This is a genomic window from Lysinibacillus fusiformis, assembly GCF_003049525.1.
Taxonomy (GTDB): Bacteria; Bacillota; Bacilli; order Bacillales_A; family Planococcaceae; genus Lysinibacillus; species Lysinibacillus fusiformis.
In genome coordinates this window covers 40,441-59,177 of sequence record NZ_PYWL01000017.1, presented here as the reverse complement: position 1 = coordinate 59,177, position 18,737 = coordinate 40,441, and the positions used below count along the sequence as shown (strand labels likewise).

Here is an 18,737-nt window from a genome sequence, read left to right as displayed (position 1 = left end):
AAGGTTTTGAAACATAAAAAGTCACCTCATTATAATTTAATTAATATATATTTTAATTATTAAAATATATATTAATTAAATTATATGCGACTTCCATTTGTCAAGAACTAACCAATAAAAAAAGGATTTCAAGTTTATTGAAATCCTAAAAGATTTTATTCATTAGCTTGTTTACTTCGCTTAAAATAGTGGCCATGTCTATAAGTTTATCTTGGGGAAATTTTAAAAAGATTTCTTGGACCTTTTCATCACCAGTACTTGTTAAAACCATTTTGACCACACGACGATCATTATTTTCTCTTATCCGTTGTATGAGCGCTAGTTTTTCCAGTTTATCGCACATAGAGGTTACAGCTCCAGGTGTCACACTAAAAAAATCTGCAATTTCTGTCGCTTTCATACCGTTATTTATTTTAAGTTGTAGAAGTAGGATTAGCTGGTTTTGCGATAACGCTTCTCCTTCAGATAAAAGGTCTACAAACATTTTCGATTTTTGTTGTATTTCTAGCATTTCTTTCATAATGATTTCTACATTAAGTAGACTGTCAGCCATATAATCACGTCCGTTAAAATATTTAATAATTGAATTATATAGCAAGTGAATATATCTTTCCAAGAATACTATACCTCTAAAGAAATAAGCATTTATTGTTTAAAAGTTGCGTGCATCCATTCAAAGAATTTTTCCTTTTCTTCGAATTGTGGATAGTGTGCAGATTGCTCGTAAGCTATAAATTCTTTTTTCTCTGCGCTAATTTGGTCGAAATAATTTTTGGCTGCTTGTGAGGATGTTTGATAATCATAGTTGCCCATTAAAAAATAGAAGGGTAAATCAAGCTTTTGGACCTTTGCTGGTAGGGGGTGCTGCATGACCTCTTTTAATAAAGCTTCTTGAGACAAGGATAAGCCATAGTTGTAACGGATAATATCTAATAAATTATATTCTTTGCTGAATAGCATCCCTAGCATATTTCCATCAGGATTATCAATTAATCTAGTAGCACCACCATATTTATTGACATAATTTCGAGGCGTAAACATTGTACCAGCCTTAATTTCATTAGCTAACTGTTGTAAATGTACAACATCTTCCTTGTTACCTTGCAGTTGGGCCTGATGGATAGTGAAATTTAAACTATCGATCTCACTTTCGATTGTATTGCTCATTTGTCCTATCCCAATATAAGCTTCATATTTTTCAGGGGCGTTAGCGGCTGCTTGTGTAGCAATATATGTGCCATAGGAATGACCAATTAAGATGACTTTTTCTTTGTCTAGTCGTTTCGCTATATAATCAGTCAGTGCCAATAAATCCTCCACAAGCAAATCTGAAGAGAGATTAGAATAGTCCTCGAAAAAATGATAGGACTTCCCACTAGCTCGCTGATCATAATGGACCACAGTAAACTCAGTTTCTAGTAAATGTTGGTATTTTTCTGCATAGGGTATTTCAGAGCAACCAGGTCCGCCATGAACAAAAATAATAACAGGGTTTTCTTTGTCATAACCACGGATCATCATTTCATGACCAGTGCCATTAATTTCGACTTGCTCTAAAACGCTAATGCTGTTAGAGCCTTTTATGGAGGAGGTCCACGTTGGGAAGAGAAGCATCAATACGAGTAAAAGTACAATGACTATAACAAAATATTTAATAAAATGAATATATGTCTTCATCGTATTCCTTCCTTCCTTACATGCGTTTCGCGAATGTTCCTTGATACATTCTTCTTTTATACACATAGAAATACATACTCAGAGGCCACCAAAGCGTAACAAAAATAGGGTAGATTGCCCATATAACTCCTGGGGAAGAAACAATATTGACGATGATAAAAAAGATACTTATTAATAATGTAGCAGTGACGGAGAAAGCCACAAATGTTTTTCGTTGAGCATGGTATAAAGCTAGGGGCCACCACATAACTAAAAATGCAGGATAGATTGCCCAAGGGTATTGAGGTGATAAAATGATGTTTACTAAAGCATAATAAATAATAGTAGAAGCACAGCCGATCAGTGCGACTTTTAGCGTTTTTGCTTTTTCATCTAAGTACATCAGAATTGGCCACCAGAGAATAGGGTAAATGGCGTAAATGAACCATAGATGATCTGGTGTGTAAATATAGTTTTCTATAATAAGAAACACGATAATCACCGTACTACAAATAATTGAATATTGTTTATACATTCTTTTATACATACAGATGATCGTAATTGGCCAAAGCAATAGCAGTAGGCAAGGATAGATAAACCACATTGTTTGGGACGATGTCGTGAAATTGACGATACCTAAAAAAATCATTGTCATGATGCTCCCAGCTAGTGAGAAGTTAATAAAATTCTTCATGTTTATTCACCCCATCTCTTACGAGACCATACAAAGTACATAGACAATGGCCACCAAAGGATGGCGAAGATTGGATAGATTGCCCAAATTGTTTGTGGTGTGTAATAAAGATTAATAAATATAAAGAATGCAATAATTAAGCCACTACCCCAAAGAGAGAATTCTAAATTTAATTTAGCCATATTTTTCTTAGCAGGCACCTTAACGCCCAGTTCTTTTTTTAAATCTTCTATGTCTCCAAACTCTACAATTGCTTTATTGATGGCATCCTCTTGTTCCTTTCCTTGGTCCATCAAATAAAATACTTTCTCTTCAAGGTTTTCAATAATTTCTTGTTTAACCATTTCCGTTTCATTGTTGTGAGGAATATCCTTAAACAGCTCATCAATATGGTTTTTTATTCTCTTCATTCGACGCCCTCCATAAATAAATCAATAATTTCTTTTACTTCCGACCATTCTTTCACTAACTCATTTAAATAGGCCTTTCCTAATGAGGTAATGCGGTAATACTTTCTTTTGCCACCATGTGAAACATCTCCATAATAGGCTTCAATAATTTCTTTTTTCTCAAGACGTTGAAAAACAGCATACAAAGTTGCTTCTTTAATCTGAAATCGATTATTTGTACGGAGACTTATTTCCTGAGAAATTTCATAGCCATAGCGGTCTTTTTCTGAAATGAGCCGTAAAATAATCGAATCCAAGTGTCCTCGGATAATATCACTGCGAACCATAAGTCACCTACTTCATTTTATTGCTCTATCTGTCAGAGTAATATTAGCAAACATTACTCTGCCTGTCAAAGTAATTTATTTTCTTTTTTTAGAGCTCGAAAAAAGAACTCCATTCGCTGTATAGCGAGTGGAGTTATCGATCATATTGTTCTACATATATAATCCTGCAAGAAAGATTCCCTTAGCTTCCTCATAAATATCATCAAATTGACTTATCGGTAGAGGGTTTGTGCCACTTCCTAATTCAACGGTAAAACCTGGCCTACGCCAATCTTGGATAAACCAATCTTTATAGCCTGCATAGCTCCCAGCAGATTGTATGGGTTCATAGCCACTCACTCGACTAAACTCATTCACAAGCACCTCTGATTCAGGTGGTTCAAGATTTTCAAAGCCCCAATAAATAACGCGGCCCTGTGTATGAAAGGCTAGTACTCTAGCAAAATCACGCTGCTTGGTCAAATCTGCCATTGCAATGGCCTCAGGCTCAGACAAAGGTTTTTCTCCGCCATAATCTCTAGGCCCAGGAGTTTTCGGGTTACAGGCGCTTTCTAATTCCCATTCAGCAGGAAACTGGTCATTTAAATCAACACCATGGATGTTTGCTTTCCAGCCAGAAAAATCAGAGCTACCATTATTCCATGAGATAAGTTGATTTTTTAATGATTCATCATTTGGGGGGCCTTGTATGACTAAATTGACGCCATCAGGATTCACCATTGGTACTACGGATAGGGTCGTTTGCTGATAAAGAGGGAATAAAGAAAGTCCATTCATATTATTTTGGTTCGTGAGAGCGAGCAAATAGTCATTTAAAAATGTTAGAATAATAGGTGTGGTAATCCATTCATTTGCATGGAAGGAGCCATTATAGTGAACACGTTTAGCTCCATTACCAATTAATAGCTCGGGTAATTCCTTACCTAACACAGAGCTACCAATGATAGAATTGCGAAGAAATGGATAGGCGTTAACGAGCCTTTGAATATCATTCATCATGATGTTGTACGTATAATTTTGCTTACCGTCAATTAAGCGCCATGTTATGCGTTGAGGTATGTGAATCATCTGGCCAATTTGTAATTGACTTGGATTAACACCTGAGTTTACGAGTAATAAGGCAACAAGTGTGAGATTATATCTTTGTGCAATTTGCCAAAGAGAATCCCCTTGTTTTACTTGATAGTCAATGGTCACAAATCCAGGAATACGAACGCGTTGCCCGACTCTTAAAAATTGAGGATTTATATTGGGATTGGAATCTAAAATGAGTGGAAGAGGTATTTTAAACACTTCACTGAAATGCCAAAGGGAATCTCCTGGCCTTACGAATATGTCCACATGCATTCTCTCCTTAATTAAAAATGGTTCAATATAAAATGTATATGTGAGAAACTAAGACTTATTAATGCGCAGGCTGCAAAATTTCTTTATAGGAGAGTTTAAGTTAATATTCTAGTCACATTTATAACAAAAATAGAGTACAAGAAAGGTAAAGGTAGGAAAACCAAATGTTAAATAAATTTAAATTGGGTATACGCTCCAAGATTACATTAGGTTATATCATCATTATTCTTTGCTTACTTGCATCAGTGATCATCCTAAATAATCAAATTACTTCTTTGCAAAAGGAAAGAAATTTTATTATTAAGTACGACTCTAATGTGAAAACTTTAACCAATGATATTGAAAAATATATATTGGATATGGAATCAAGTCAGCGAGCGTTTATTATTACGGGTGAACCTAGTTATCTGGAGCCGTATGATAATGGAGCGGAAAACTGGAAAATAGATTTTAATGATCTTTATCAGCAAATGAAAGATAAACCAACCCAGCAGGAAAAATTAAAAGAGATTGAGGAAACGATCGAGCATTGGATTGAAACAACGGGTGGACCAACTATTCAATATAAAAAGGACGGGAATACAAAAGCATTAACGGAATTTTTTAAAGTGGATAATGGACGCCAAGATATGGAGAAGATGCGCAAATTATTCGATGCATTCCGTGCAACTGAAAATACTTACACACAAGCAAAGGCTGCTCAGTTAGACAAACAAAATAGTCAATTAACTAGTGGTCTATTTGGGATTTTAATTTTTGTTTCTGTAATTGCTATTGTCATAGCAAGTGGAATTTCTCGTTCCATTGTAAAAACTATAACAGAGGTCACACAAACGATTCAGGAAATGGCTGCTACGAAGGGCGATTTTAAAAGAAGGATACATGTTAATACAAATGATGAAATTAATGAGCTCGCCGATGCGACCAATCTATTATTGGAATCGGTCGAGAAGAGAGAATGGTTACAAACGAATATTGCTGATATCGTAACAAAATATCAAGGTATTTCAGCTATTACGAAATTGGCTGAAACTTTCCTATCAGAAATGGCACAGAAAACTGAGGCATCTCTTGGAGCATTCTATGTTCGGGAAGAGGCAGAGGAACAAGTACTATTTATGAAAAAGGCTGCTTTTGCTGACGGAGAAGATGGTGTCGGTAGGGAGAGCTTTAAGGTAGGACAAGGTTTAATTGGTCAATGTGCATTAGAAAAAAGAGTGTTATTTTATGATAATATTCCGCAAGATTATCGTTTAATTAGAACAGGGCTAGGTGAAATAAGACCACAACATATTTTATTGATTCCTGTTATTTTTGAAAATGAAGTCATTGCCGTTGTTGAGTTAGCTACAATGACAAAATTTAATGCATTACAGCAGGAGCTAATGAAGCAGGTGACTGAAACCTTTGGCTTAACCGTCAACGGTGTATTAGGGCGGATGGAAATTGTTCGATTATTGAATGAATCAAGAGCGATGACCGAGGAGTTACAAGTTCAATCAGAAGAACTTCAAACACAATCTGAGGAATTACAAATGCAGACAGAAGAGCTGACGATGATTAACGAGCAGCTTGAAGAGCGAACGAAAGAGGCAGAGACCAAATCACGCGAGCTAGAGAAGGCGAAGCAGGAATTAGAGGAAAGTGCAGAACAGCTTATACTTAATTCTAATTATAAATCGGAGTTTTTAGCGAATATGTCACATGAACTTAGAACGCCTTTAAATAGCATATTAATTTTGTCAGAGATGCTCGCAGAAAATAACCAAGACCACTTAACAGATGAGGAAGCTGAATTTGCGAAGGTAATCCATTCATCAGGTGAGGATTTGCTTGCGTTGATTAATGATATTTTAGATTTATCAAAAGTGGAGGCAGGGAAGCTAGATATCATTTTTAATGAAGTAAATGTGAGCGAAGTACCTGTTCAAATTGAGCATACTTTTGCACCTGTCGCAATGAAGAAAAATATAGATTTCCATATTTCAAAGGCAGATAATGTTGTCGATGTATTCTATACAGATGAAAAGAGATTCCAGCAAATAGTAAAGAACTTATTATCAAATGCCTTTAAGTTTACGGAACATGGATCTGTAACTTTAGCCATTAACCAGCTTGCACAGAGCCAGCTTACAAGCAATATGCAAGATATTAGCGCTGATTGGTTAGAAATTACTGTTTCAGATACCGGTATAGGAATTCCAAAAGACAAGCATCAATTGATCTTTGAGTCATTCCAGCAAGCAGATGGGGCTACTGTTCGAAAATATGGTGGAACAGGACTGGGTCTTTCAATTTGTAAGGAGTTTGCGAAACTACTCGGTGGTTGGATTACACTGCAAAGTGAAGAGGGACAAGGTAGTATCTTTACGTTAACGATTCCAAGCTTACCAAATGGAGTTGAAGAAGATCATTGCGATAAGCTTGCTGCTTTAAATGAGGTAGCTGTGACAATGGAGGAAGAGGCACCTAGAGAAGAGCCGGCGCAGGATAATAGGGAAGCTTTAAAACATGAGGTAGAGGTTTTCCAAGGGAAAAATATTTTAATCGTCGACGATGATAACCGTAATATTTATGCCTTGAAAACGGCACTTGAAACAAGAGGTATGAACATTTTAGTGGCTAAAGATGGACTGGAATGTTTAGAGGTTTTGCAAGCTCATCATGAGATTGATTTAGTGCTTATGGATATTATGATGCCGAATATGGATGGTTATGAAGCAATGACTATTATTCGCCAACAAATGAAGCGGACAGATCTACCGATTATCGCTCTGACGGCGAAGGCTATGAAGAATGATCGTGATAAATCATTGCAAGCTGGTGCATCTGATTATATTAGTAAACCATTAAATTTAGATCAATTAATATCCGTTTTAAGAGTATGGTTAGTTTCTAAAGGGAGTTTATAAAGATGGAACATTTTGAGCCATTGGAGCAAAATATACAATTGAATAAGCAAACAAATTTAGAAATTGATTTGTTATTAGAGGCTATTTATCGTTTATCAGGTTATGATTTTCGGCAATATAACCGTTCTTCCATTTCACGTCGAATTTTTAATAGGATGAGAATAAATAGCATTCCAACCATTTCTCGTGTTCAGGAAAAGGTTATTCATGAGCAGGAATTTTTAGAGCAGCTGTTAAATGATTTTTCAATCAATGTCACGGAAATGTTCCGCAACCCTAGTTTTTTTAAGGCATTTCGTGAAAAAGTGATCCCCGCCTTACGAGAATACCAAGAAATCCGGATTTGGCATGCTGGCTGCGCAACTGGTGAGGAAGTTTATTCTATGGCCATCTTGCTTCAAGAGGAAGGGCTTATAGACAAGGCTGTAATTTATGCAACAGATATGAATGAGCAAGTATTAGAAAAGGCGAAGAAGGGTGTCTTTCCAATTCATAAAATGCAGGCATATACGAAAAACTATATGCTTGCAGGAGGAGCCCATGCTTTTTCGGAATACTATAAGACAGATTATCAATATGCTTATTTCCATCCAACATTATTGAAGAATATTATTTTTGCCCAGCATAACCTAGTGACAGATCAATCATTTAATGAATTTCATGTTGTCTTATGTAGAAATGTCCTTATTTATTTTTCACCTCAGCTGCAAAGTCAGGTCCATCATTTGTTTTATGAAAGCCTAAGTGACAAGGGGTTTTTATGTTTAGGCGATAAGGAAACATTGCGCTTTGAAGAGGTTATTTCGAATTATAGGGAAGTTGTTGGGAATGAAAGGATTTATCAAAAAATAGATTAAAGAGAAAGAGGCTACCTAGGATGGAGGTAGCCTCTTTCTTTTTATTTAATCAGCAGCACGGGCTTGGATCATTAAGACACACATATCATCCGGTTGATTGTTTTGTTTGTCCTTAGGTAATAGGTTGTCGATGAGGGGTTGAGCATAGTCCCATTTAGAGGATGTTAGCGTTTGCAAATGCTTTTCTGATTCTATTTCACAAGGTCCCATTGCCTCTAAGACACCATCTGTAAACATAACAATTTGTACATTTTTTTCGTATTGTATATATTGTTTTTTGACATTAATTTCATCGAAAAAGCCGACTGCACAGCTACCTTGATTTAATGGAACACAAGTTTCCTCATCAATTAATGCGTACCCCGCAGGATGACCAGCATTTATGTATTCGATTGTTTTTTGTTTCGTATCAATCACTAAATAAATCGCTGTGAAATAATAAAGATTTTCATCCTTGCCATCTTGCAACAGGGTCATATAACGATTCAGTTCTTTAATAACAAGTTCAGGGTCGTTTAATTGTTTAACAGCCTCTCTTAAAACCGAGGAGATAAACATACAAACTAGCGCTGCAGATATACCATGGCCCATCATGTCCAATAAAATAATGGCATAACGATGATCATCTATTTTATGCCAATAGTACATATCACCTGCCAAGTTAGAGGATGGTAGGTAAGAGACTTCTAGACGAATATCCTTTTCATTTAACGGTGGACTAAGCAGGCTTCTTTGCACATGAGTAGCTAAATCCAATTCGTATTGTATTTTTTTTTCATGTTGAGTGTGCCAATCTAATTCAGCTTTTAAACGTAGGGCAACTCGTATTCTAGCAAGCAATTCCGTTTTATTAATCGGTTTTGTAATATAATCTACGCCCCCGATATCTAATGCTTCTGCGAGTTTGTTTTTATCTTCGAGCGCTGTAACAAAGATAATTTGAATATCTCTCAATCTTTCAATTTGTTTAATACGTTTGCAGGCCTCTATACCATCTACTTCAGGCATCATAATATCCAATAAAATTAAATCAACTGAGCTTCCTGTTGGATTTGGTTCATTTAATTGTAAATAATCAAATAGCTCATTAGCAGATGAAAGAGAAACACAGTGCTCATAACCTGCATTTTTCAGTATTTTTTCAATGACAAATAAATTGACTTGATTGTCATCTACTAGAAGAATGGTCATAGTTATTTCCCCTTACTCTAATTGAATTGTGCAGATTATTATTCGTGTATATAAATTACTTCCAACTTTATTATTATACAAAACATTAGAGGAGAAAGGTATTTTCGCGATTTGAAAGAAGAGCTTTCAATCATAAATTTTCAATTTATCACTTTTAGAGGCTGGTATTTTAGCTTTTCTAAATCCTTGATATATATCAAATGCATTGGCTAAAACAGCAATGCACATACTGGCAAGTAGGATCTTATCTATAATAGAGGAGACCTTTGCTGTGTTGCTTTCTACGATTGCGGCAATGTACGGAATGGAGGCACTATGGATAAAATCTTGATGAACAGCGATGACAATAAATACAATAGTTCCCGCACTTTGAAGCAATGCATTGATGATAGCAATCGTCATGGTCCATTGCCCCGTACGCCATTTTAAAAATGTTAAAGTAAGACTAAGAATGACACAGAGCATAAAGAAAAGAGCATAGGATTGTAAAATATTTTGATTAAAGATTGGCATAACAAACTTTAAGCTACCATTCCCATTTGTTGTATATATACCTAAAAGACGATTGGCATTCCAATAAACAAAGGTAAAAATAATAATCCCTACAAAGCTAAAAATTATATCACTTAAAGTGATGAGTTTGTCTTTAGGAATGTTTTTAATGTTTAAACTTTCAGGTGTCCACTCCTTAGGGTCATTCAGGAAAGGCAATATTTGAATTTTATCCGTATTAGAGCGTTCGATGACGATGAAAAAAATGGTGATCCAAAACAAAACATGAAATGATACAGAAATAATGGCCACAATCGTCATGGAGAATGCTGAAATGATAGTGGAGAGCAAGGCTTCTTCTCCTGAATAGAGGAAAATTCTCTGAATTACTTGAACAATGATCGTTATAAAAATTGCCCAAGGAAATACGAGTTTAATGGTTCTAGTGTATAGATCAAACACGTTTGGACCAATTAAATAACGTGGCGTATCTTGATAGCTTGCTGCCACTTTTGCAGGGCTACCAAGCTTTTTTAGCACTTCCATTATATCTGCTTCTGAATATGGCTCTGGCAACATATCTTCAATAGTAGCTTTTAGCTCAAGCTTTATGTTTTCACGTTTATTTTTATGTAGTTTTTTAGATACTTCATCGATATACGCATCAATTAAAGTCATTTCTTTATTCCTCCTTTAATCATGTTCATTGTTCATTTATATGACGTGGTAATATATGTTATTATGGGTGGAAAATGAATATGAACGTCATATCATACTTTGAAAATGGAGGGGAAACAATGAGAGTGGTAGAGAGATTAGTAAAAGAGCAAGATTTTTTAACTTTTGCGAGTATCGTTGTAGGAGCCTACCCTGGAAGAATGAACGGAGCTCAGACAACAAAAGAGCAGTTAAAAAATCTTTTTATGGATAATCAGAATCATGATGAATCCCTAAATTATTTTGGACTTTGGGATGATGACAAACTAATTGGCGGCATGCGATTACATGATTTTCAAATGAACCTTTTCTCTAAAATGATACCGATTGGCGGAGTAGGGCTTGTTGCAGTTGATTTACTACATAAAAAGGAAAAAGTTGCGAAGGAGTTAATCCATCAATTCTTTCACTTTTTTTTAGCAAAGGATATTCACTTTGTCGCTTTGTATCCGTTTAGGCCAGATTTTTATAAAAAAATGGGGTTTGGATATGGACCGAGAATGTATCAATATTTAGTAGAGCCCTTAAGCTTTCCTAAAGGCCCAACGAAGAAGCACCTTTCATATTTAACAGTGCAAGATCAACAGCAGCTAACAGATTGTTATAACAGGGTAGCGTCTCAAAAGCATGGAATGTTTCTCAAAACAAAATCAGAGCTTTCCTTTATTTTTAAAAACGACGAAAACTATGTGATTGCGATGAAAGAGGATGATACCGTACAAGGCTATATCGTTTTTTCATTTGAAAAGCAAGGTGAGAGTAATTTTATGTTGAATAATTTAGTCATTAAAGAATGGATATATGAGACACCGCAGGCATTGTTAGAGCTGAGTACATTTTTAAACAGTCAGGCAGATCAAGTAAACCGCATTGAGTGGAATACACAAGAAGACAATGTTCATTTCTTTTTAGGCGATGTCAGAAATGGTACAAATCATTTAATTCCTAGTGTTTACCATGAAAATGCCGTGTCAGGGGTTGGACTGATGTACCGCATTATTAATGTAAAAGGTTTTTTTGAAGAGTTAACGGCACACCATTTTAATGGTGTAACACTGACATTTAAATTAACAGTTTCGGACTCATTACTTGCTGAAAATAATCAGCAACTCATTATCGAGGTGGTTGAAGGCACGATGAACATTATTGAAAGTGGTCACTATGATGTGGAAGTAGTTGTAGATGTGGCTGAGCTTTCCTCACTGGTAATGGGAGTCATAACGGTCCAAGAACTGTATATGCTGCAGCAAATAAAAATCAGTCAGGAGCAATATCTACAGGCTTTACAGCAATTTTTCTTTGTATTTGAAAAACCAAAATGTACGACGGCGTTTTAGAATAGTTGTGCTGGGCTAATGTTCCTTTTTCATAAATAGAGATGATCGTGTCGGTCTTTCAAGTGGTGTAATATTAATAATAAAGTAACTAATGATGAGTATGAGAATAATAACTGAATAAATTAACGTATTAAGAGGATGATCGTGCTCAACGATAATTAATCGAATCATAGCTGTGATACCTATATATATAAAGTATCGAAGCGGAAAATGATAATCCTCTTTAAAATATTTAATAATCATCGTAATGAACTCAAAGTACAAGAAAAATATAAGGATGTTGGCAAGGAATAGCTTGTAATCGCCACCTTCCTTAGAGAAGAGCAATATTTTAAGAAATTCTATTAGCTCCTTAAAGAGTAAAAACGCTAGTATGAGTGCTAAGAGGACTAGGCAAACATTCAGAAAAAGTTGCAAAGACTTTGGTACAGCTTTAATGAGCTGTATATAGGTTGAATTTTTTTGATTCATATAACTCCTCCAATCGTATTTGTATAGTGAGCCTAAACATATTTATCATATGGCAAAATACGAGTGTATTATGATATGAATATAACAAATTGTCGTAAATCTTTCTTTTAGTAATTGTAAAGTTTTGGTATTTTTTGCGAAAGAAAGTTTTTAAAATAATTTAGTGGTATGCTAAAATAGATGTGCATGAATATAAAATTTAAAAGGGGTTTTTGAAATGGCAAAATCAGCAAAAACAGATGCGAAAATTACACCAGAGCGTTTAGAAGAAGCGTTAGTTGTTCGTGATCGTCTTATTATCGAACTACTTGTTCAAGTACTTGATGAGAAGCTAGTAATTGAACGCCCAGTATTACGTGAGCGTGTAGGAAACCTTGTTGATCTTTCTAGCTATGATGCAGAACTAAAGGAAACAATCCACGCAGTTATTAACAAACTATAATGAAAAGAAGAATGCTACGACCAATTCGTAGCATTCTTTTTTATAGGATGTCACATGTCATGTAAAGCGTTCTACTAATTCATACATGCGCTCGGCCTCTGTATGGAGCTCCTGTGAGGAGTGCATGATAGACGTAACGGCTGACCTTTGTTCATCAATGGATGCATTAATTTGTTCTGTTGCAGCAGCAGATTCTGTGGCCACGCTTGCTATTTCGTTAATAGCATGAATGACCACTACACGGTTTTCTGCCATTTCACTCATACCCTCATTAAGAGAAACAAGGTGCTCGGTTATGTCCTGAATAGAATCGGCTAGGAAAGTAAAAGCTCCTTTTACTTCTGTAATCGACATTGCCTGACTTTGTGAAAGCTGAAGAGTGTGTATCATTTTTGTATCTGAATTGACCGTATCAATCTCAATGCGCTGTAATAGATTTTTGACACGATTAGTAGCTTCATTTGTATCCTCTGATAAATTTCGTACTTCTTCTGCTACTACAGCAAATCCTTTACCGTGTTCACCTGCACGAGCTGCTTCGATACTTGCATTTAGCGCTAATAAATTTGTTTGCTCTGAAATGGAAGTTATTGTTTGTACTACTTGATGAATTTCTTTCATCTGGCTTGTTAAACTTGAAAAATTAGTTCTTAACTCTTCGATTACTTGCGTGAATTCATGAGAATTTTGCAGTAATAGATCTACTTTTTGTCTACCATTTTCTTGTGATTGATTAATAGTATTCATATTTTCGGTAATGTCATTATATTTACTTGTAGCATTGGAAATCAGAGATGATAGTGTTTCCACTTTACTACTAGCCATTTCTGCCTCCTCTGCTTGCACAACAGCCCCTTTAGAAATGTCGTTGATAGCTTGATGGATTTCATCAGCTGAGGCGGTCGTTTCCTCTGTAATCGCACTAAGCATTTCTGAAGAAACTCTCATTTGGGAGGCACTGTCCTTTGTATTGTTGACCATCTCATGCAAGCTTTGCTTCATATTATTGACATTCTTCGCTAGTGTGCCAAGTTCATCCTTTGTCGTAACGGGAATGTCCTCTCCTGTGAGCTTACCTTGCGCAATATCCGATGTGATCACCATAATTTTTCGTATGTAGGCGGTCATCTGTCCAGAGAAGAACCAAAAAAGCATGACACCAATTATAGTAGCTAGGATGGTTGTACCAAATGTGTAATATAAAACATTTTTAGTGCCTGCATTAAAATCCATTTCATATGTACCAGCCGCGATGATCCATCCCCAATGCTTGTCCATTTCAACATAAGTAATTTTTGGAGCAATAATATCTGGATTGGAGGGTAGTGCCCAGTCATACCGCACATATCCGCCACCTGCTTGTGCCGTTTCAATCATTTCCTTTACAAAATAGCGTCCATCACTCGTTTGTAAGTCGGATATATTTTGACCTTCAAGAGAGGGGTGTGTTTCAACCATACCATTATCCTTAAAGGCATAGAAATAAAAATTATCACCGTATTTTACAGGGTTATCGATAGATCGCTTTTGATCTTCAATTTTATTACCAACAATCTGTGTTCTGGCACTTTCCTGTGCTTCTTCTAATGTTAATTTTCCATTTTGAACCTGTCCATCTAATTGTGCAATTAATTCAAGTATGCCTAGTGTGCCATTCTTAAGACTTTGTCTACCTACCTGATCCATCTCGCCTTTTGCTACAAAATAATTCACTGTTCCAACCAGCACTGTAGATATGAGAATAACAATAATGGCTAAAGCGACCAACTTATTACGCACTGATTTAATCATAGAAAAGACCTCCGTTCCTCTAAAGTAATACAGTATAGTTATAGTATAATATAAAATTATCTAATAAAATAGAAAATTCTGATAATAAATAGAGTATTTTGTTTTGTATTGTAGGCACGGTGTTTATAAAGAAATGGGGATAATGAAATGATCTAAAAAAACCCACTTCAGATTGTTCTGTCCTGAAGTGGGGTTGTAACGTATTAGTACACTTTATCGCCATTGAAGATAGAGTTTTTCACGATTACATAATCAACATTTCGAATAGCTTCTAACTTTGTGCCGCCTGCATAAGAAATAGAAGATTGTAAGTCTTGCTGCATTTCAATTAATGTATCTTTAATGCTTCCTTTATGCTCAACATACATTTTCTTTCCTTCGACGTTTTTACGTTCGCCTTTTTGGAATTCTGAAGCAGAGCCGAAGTATTCTTTTACCTTTTTACCCTCGACTTCGATTGTTTGACCAGGTGACTCTTCGTGACCCGCGAATAAAGAACCGATCATCACCATTGAAGCGCCAAAACGTACAGACTTAGCAATATCACCGTGTGTACGAATACCACCATCAGCAATAATTGGCTTTGTAGCAGCTTTTGCACACCAGCGAAGTGCAGCTAACTGCCAGCCACCTGTACCAAAGCCTGTTTTAATTTTAGTAATACAAACTTTACCTGGTCCAATTCCAACTTTTGTCGCATCTGCCCCAGCGTTTTCAAGCTCACGTACAGCTTCTGGTGTTCCCACGTTACCAGCAATAACAAAGCTATTTGGTAAGTGTTTTTTAATATGCTGAATCATACGAATAACAGCATTAGAATGGCCATGTGCAATATCAATTGTAATGAAATCAGGTACTACATTTGTAGCTGCTAATTCTTCAATAAACGCATATTCTTCTTCTTTTACACCAACGCTAATAGAAGCAATTAGACCACTGCCATGCATATCTTGAATAAAGTTGATACGTGCTTCTGGTTGGAAGCGGTGCATGATATAAAAGTAACCGTTTTCAGCAAGCTTCTTAGCAAGAGTTTCATCAATAATTGTTTGCATATTAGCAGGTACTACAGGAAGTTTAAAAGTATGCCCTCCTAAAGTAACGGAAGTATCACATTCTGAACGGCTTTCTACGATGCATTTTGCGGGAATTAGTTGAATATCTTCATAGTCAAATACGTTATCCATTATATACACTCCTAAAATACGAATATTTTTAAAGATTTATTTTAAATTGTTCGCCATTTGGTAATTTACATGATTTTTGAGGAAATGTCAAAGCTTTTGCTAAAATAAATAAAAAATTTGAAGATAAGGCTATATTTCTTATGATATAGATGAATTATTTATCTTTTAGTTTGTGTTATGATTTATAATCCATGTACAATATAATTGTTTCAAAAAATGTCAAGGGAGTGTTGGAAATGGCGGTAGAGGTATATTTAATTTTTAACGGGAATTGTCGAGAAGCTGTAGCGTTTTACGAAGATGCTTTTAGTACGGACAAGGCTGAAATTATGACATTTGGGGATTCACCACAAAACCCTGATTATCCATTACCAGAGGAAGCAAAAGATCTTGTAATGCATACACGACTTTCCGTATTCGGTAGTAGAATTATGTTCTCAGATACATTTCCAGGCTCACCATATGCGGTTGGAAACAATGTTACATTAGCAGTTGTTTCTGATGATGAAGAGAAGATGCGAAAAGCATTTGATAAGCTTAAAGATGGTGGGAAAGTTGTTATGGAGCTTCAAGAAACTTTTTGGAGCAAATGTTACGGCTCCCTTACAGATAAATTTGGTGTAGAGTGGCAGTTTAGCCATGAGGTAAATGAATAATTAATACAATTCAAAGCACGGTGATCATTCACCGTGCTTTATTTTTAGTAATGAAAACGATTGACATAGCCCTGTAATTCATCCGCCATATCGAGTAATGCTTTAGAAGATGATGCGATTTCCTGCATCGAGGACAATGTTTGTTCAGTTGAAGCGGCTACTTCTTCAGATGCTGCTGCATTGAGTTTAGCATGATCCGACAGTTCAATGGCCGTTGCCGAAACCTCTTCCACTACAGCAGACATTTCCTGAGCAGAAGCAGATATATCCTCCATTTTAGGAGCAATGTTTCGTAAGCTCTCAATAATACTTATAAATTTCTTCTTTGTGTCCTCAGACAGCTGTAAGCCCTCTTGGACATCTGCAGAAGCCTTCATCATGGTTTGAACAGATTTAGCCGTATCTTGTTGAATGCCTGTAATTAGCAAGGCAATTTGCTCTGCTGACTGATGAGATTGTTCTGCCAATTTACGTACTTCATCTGCCACAACTGCAAAGCCTTTGCCATTTTCGCCAGCTCGTGCTGCTTCAATCGCTGCATTCAAAGCAAGAAGATTTGTTTGGTCTGAAATGTTACTAATAATTTCGATGATGGAGCCTATTTCTTTTGTACGATCGAATAGTGATTTAATCATGCTATCAGACTGTGCTACAGATTCATGGATGGATACCATTTGATTCACCGATTGTTCGACAGATTGTCCACCCTCCACTGCTAAATGGATAACCTGACTGGATAAATCAGAGACTTGTAGTGCACTATCTGCTACCTCTACAACTCCTTTTGCAATTTCCTCTATGGAAATAGCATTTTGATCGATTCCTGTTGTTTGTTTTTCTGTACTAATAGCTACTTGCTGCATTGCCTCTGTCACTTGTTCAGAAGCAGCGATATTCTGCTCAGCATTTGCTGAAAGACCTTGTGCAGCAGTTTGAACATGCTGAGAGCTTTGATCAACATTGCGAATGAGCTTTTTTAAGTTTACTTTCATGGAGACAAATGCCTCACCAAGCTGTCCAATTTCATCCTTCGTATGAATATCAATATATTCCGTTAAATCCCCATCACTTATTTTAAGTGCGCTCTGCTGTAATCGCTTAATAGGGCTAACAATGGATTTAATCATAGCAAGCATAAAAATAATGCCAACAATGATGGAAACTGCAATGATTAGTAAGGTGATATTAAAGGTTGCGGAGGCAGCATCTGTAGCCTCTACGGTAAACATTGTTCCGATAACCTTCCATCCTGTCAGTTCGTTTGTCTCAAAGCGTAAATGACGGCTTTTTTCAATAATGATGCCTTCCTGTTGTTCATAAACCTTGGATATATATTTTTCTGTAGCTTCGGTTCCGCTTTCTTTATCCCTTTGTGCTACATATAGCTGATTACTGTCCAGTATGGCCGCAAAGCCAGTTTTCCCAATACGTGTATCATCTGTTAGTGCACTTAGAACAGAGATATTTAAATCTAAGGCAATAACACCTGAATCATCAGGGAGAGCTTGCATAACGGTCACTACGATATTATTTGTAGATTTTGATAGATAAGGAGAAGTAATCGATGCATGTCCCTTGTTTTCAATCGCTTCCGTATACCAAGGTCGAACACGCGGATCATAATCACTAGCATACTCATGGACAGGTGCATCAATCATGCCACCATCTGCAGTACCTATATATAGCAATTCTACCTCCGGATGTGTATGAACATATTCTTGGAAAAGATTATTCAATTCCTGACGATTCTCTGGCTGTAAATGAGATAGATTTAACTTTTTTGCAAAATATTCAATATCATGTACTTTAGGCGCAATCATATTTGTAATATTGGTATTAAGCATTCTGACACTTTCCATAGCACTTGCTTGTTGCTCATTTAAAATTTGACTTTTAGTACTTTTAAAGGAGGTATAGCCGATCATAAGTGCAGGAACGAGAAGGATGACTAAAAATGCAAAGATGAGTTTCTTTCTTAAGCTAAGTTGTTTCATAGGGTATTCCTCCTTAATAAGTCATGATTAGTTTGTAGATCATGGGACAACGAAGGCTAATGATGGTTGTACATGGAATTAGTCTTTCATGTTGTAATCTGATTCTAAGAGGAAAATGGAGAATAATCAACATAATTTTCTGAAAAATCTGGAAAATAAAGTTATGTTTTGGGGATATTTAAAGAAAAATGTCCTATTTTGTAGTATTAGACAAAAGAAAAATCTGGGCTCAAGAAGTGCTGAACCCAGATTTTTAA

General features: G+C 36.0%; 17 protein-coding genes. 5 read left to right on the top strand and 12 right to left on the bottom strand.

Annotation, left to right across the window (positions count from 1 at the left end):
• Positions 1-145: 145 nt before the first annotated feature.
• The 6 genes from C9J29_RS22020 to C9J29_RS21995 form a co-directional block, all read right to left on the bottom strand.
• Complete coding sequence (locus tag C9J29_RS22020; RefSeq protein ID WP_008177873.1) at positions 146-553, bottom strand: MarR family transcriptional regulator; 408 nt, start codon at positions 551-553, stop codon at positions 146-148.
• A gap of 92 nt (positions 554-645) precedes the next feature.
• A complete protein-coding gene (locus C9J29_RS22015) occupies positions 646-1,677 on the bottom strand; it encodes an alpha/beta hydrolase (RefSeq protein WP_008177872.1) in 1,032 nt (343 codons plus the stop codon).
• Between the two features lie 16 nt (positions 1,678-1,693).
• Positions 1,694-2,350, bottom strand: a complete 657-nt coding sequence (locus C9J29_RS22010; protein ID WP_008177871.1) for a hypothetical protein — start codon at positions 2,348-2,350, stop codon at positions 1,694-1,696.
• A gap of 2 nt (positions 2,351-2,352) precedes the next feature.
• Positions 2,353-2,760, bottom strand: a complete 408-nt coding sequence (locus C9J29_RS22005; RefSeq protein WP_008177870.1) for a permease prefix domain 1-containing protein — start codon at positions 2,758-2,760, stop codon at positions 2,353-2,355.
• On the bottom strand, positions 2,757-3,086 hold the full coding sequence (locus tag C9J29_RS22000) for a PadR family transcriptional regulator (protein ID WP_008177869.1): 330 nt from the start codon (positions 3,084-3,086) through the stop codon (positions 2,757-2,759). The genes C9J29_RS22005 and C9J29_RS22000 overlap by 4 nt, the downstream gene beginning before the upstream one ends.
• Before the next feature lie 150 nt (positions 3,087-3,236).
• Positions 3,237-4,427: a M14 family metallopeptidase gene (locus tag C9J29_RS21995; RefSeq protein ID WP_107922766.1), complete on the bottom strand. Its 1,191-nt coding sequence runs from the start codon at positions 4,425-4,427 to the stop codon at positions 3,237-3,239.
• Positions 4,428-4,597: 170 nt separating this feature from the next.
• Here C9J29_RS21995 and C9J29_RS21990 point away from each other — a divergent pair, with 170 nt between their 5' ends.
• The gene (locus C9J29_RS21990) at positions 4,598-7,345 is read left to right on the top strand and encodes an ATP-binding protein (RefSeq protein ID WP_107922765.1); all 2,748 of its coding nucleotides are present in this window, start codon (positions 4,598-4,600) and stop codon (positions 7,343-7,345) included.
• A 2-nt stretch (positions 7,346-7,347) separates the two neighbouring features.
• A complete protein-coding gene (locus C9J29_RS21985) occupies positions 7,348-8,202 on the top strand; it encodes a CheR family methyltransferase (protein ID WP_089986426.1) in 855 nt (284 codons plus the stop codon).
• A gap of 45 nt (positions 8,203-8,247) precedes the next feature.
• On the opposite strand, the gene C9J29_RS21980 is transcribed toward C9J29_RS21985, so the two are convergent.
• Together C9J29_RS21980 and C9J29_RS21975 are read right to left on the bottom strand one after the other, a co-directional pair.
• Entirely contained in the window at positions 8,248-9,393 is a 1,146-nt protein-coding gene (locus C9J29_RS21980; RefSeq protein WP_008177860.1) for a SpoIIE family protein phosphatase, read from the bottom strand.
• Between the two features lie 126 nt (positions 9,394-9,519).
• Positions 9,520-10,563 carry an HAAS signaling domain-containing protein gene (locus C9J29_RS21975; RefSeq protein WP_008177858.1) on the bottom strand — a complete coding sequence of 348 codons (1,044 nt, stop codon included), beginning with the start codon at positions 10,561-10,563 and terminating at the stop codon, positions 9,520-9,522.
• 80 nt (positions 10,564-10,643) lie between these two features.
• Between C9J29_RS21975 and C9J29_RS21970 the strand changes: the two genes are divergently transcribed.
• Positions 10,644-11,939 (top strand): GNAT family N-acetyltransferase, encoded by a 1,296-nt coding sequence (locus C9J29_RS21970; RefSeq protein ID WP_237068903.1) that lies wholly within the window; start codon positions 10,644-10,646, stop codon positions 11,937-11,939.
• 15 nt (positions 11,940-11,954) lie between these two features.
• Here the strand turns inward: C9J29_RS21970 and psiE are convergent, their stop codons facing one another.
• Positions 11,955-12,410, bottom strand: a complete 456-nt coding sequence (gene psiE / locus C9J29_RS21965; protein WP_008177855.1) for a phosphate-starvation-inducible protein PsiE — start codon at positions 12,408-12,410, stop codon at positions 11,955-11,957.
• Between the two features lie 217 nt (positions 12,411-12,627).
• Here psiE and C9J29_RS21960 point away from each other — a divergent pair, with 217 nt between their 5' ends.
• Positions 12,628-12,852, top strand: coding sequence for a hypothetical protein (locus C9J29_RS21960; RefSeq protein WP_008177853.1), 225 nt, complete (start codon positions 12,628-12,630; stop codon positions 12,850-12,852).
• Between the two features lie 57 nt (positions 12,853-12,909).
• Here the strand turns inward: C9J29_RS21960 and C9J29_RS21955 are convergent, their stop codons facing one another.
• Positions 12,910-14,643 (bottom strand): methyl-accepting chemotaxis protein, encoded by a 1,734-nt coding sequence (locus C9J29_RS21955; RefSeq protein WP_174804743.1) that lies wholly within the window; start codon positions 14,641-14,643, stop codon positions 12,910-12,912.
• 203 nt (positions 14,644-14,846) lie between these two features.
• Complete coding sequence (guaC, locus tag C9J29_RS21950) at positions 14,847-15,830, bottom strand: GMP reductase (RefSeq protein ID WP_008177848.1); 984 nt, start codon at positions 15,828-15,830, stop codon at positions 14,847-14,849.
• 236 nt (positions 15,831-16,066) lie between these two features.
• Between guaC and C9J29_RS21945 the strand changes: the two genes are divergently transcribed.
• Positions 16,067-16,486 carry a VOC family protein gene (locus C9J29_RS21945; RefSeq protein ID WP_107922764.1) on the top strand — a complete coding sequence of 140 codons (420 nt, stop codon included), beginning with the start codon at positions 16,067-16,069 and terminating at the stop codon, positions 16,484-16,486.
• 44 nt (positions 16,487-16,530) lie between these two features.
• Here C9J29_RS21945 and C9J29_RS21940 read toward each other — a convergent pair whose 3' ends face one another.
• Complete coding sequence (locus C9J29_RS21940; RefSeq protein WP_090002656.1) at positions 16,531-18,480, bottom strand: methyl-accepting chemotaxis protein; 1,950 nt, start codon at positions 18,478-18,480, stop codon at positions 16,531-16,533.
• Positions 18,481-18,737 lie beyond the last annotated feature (257 nt).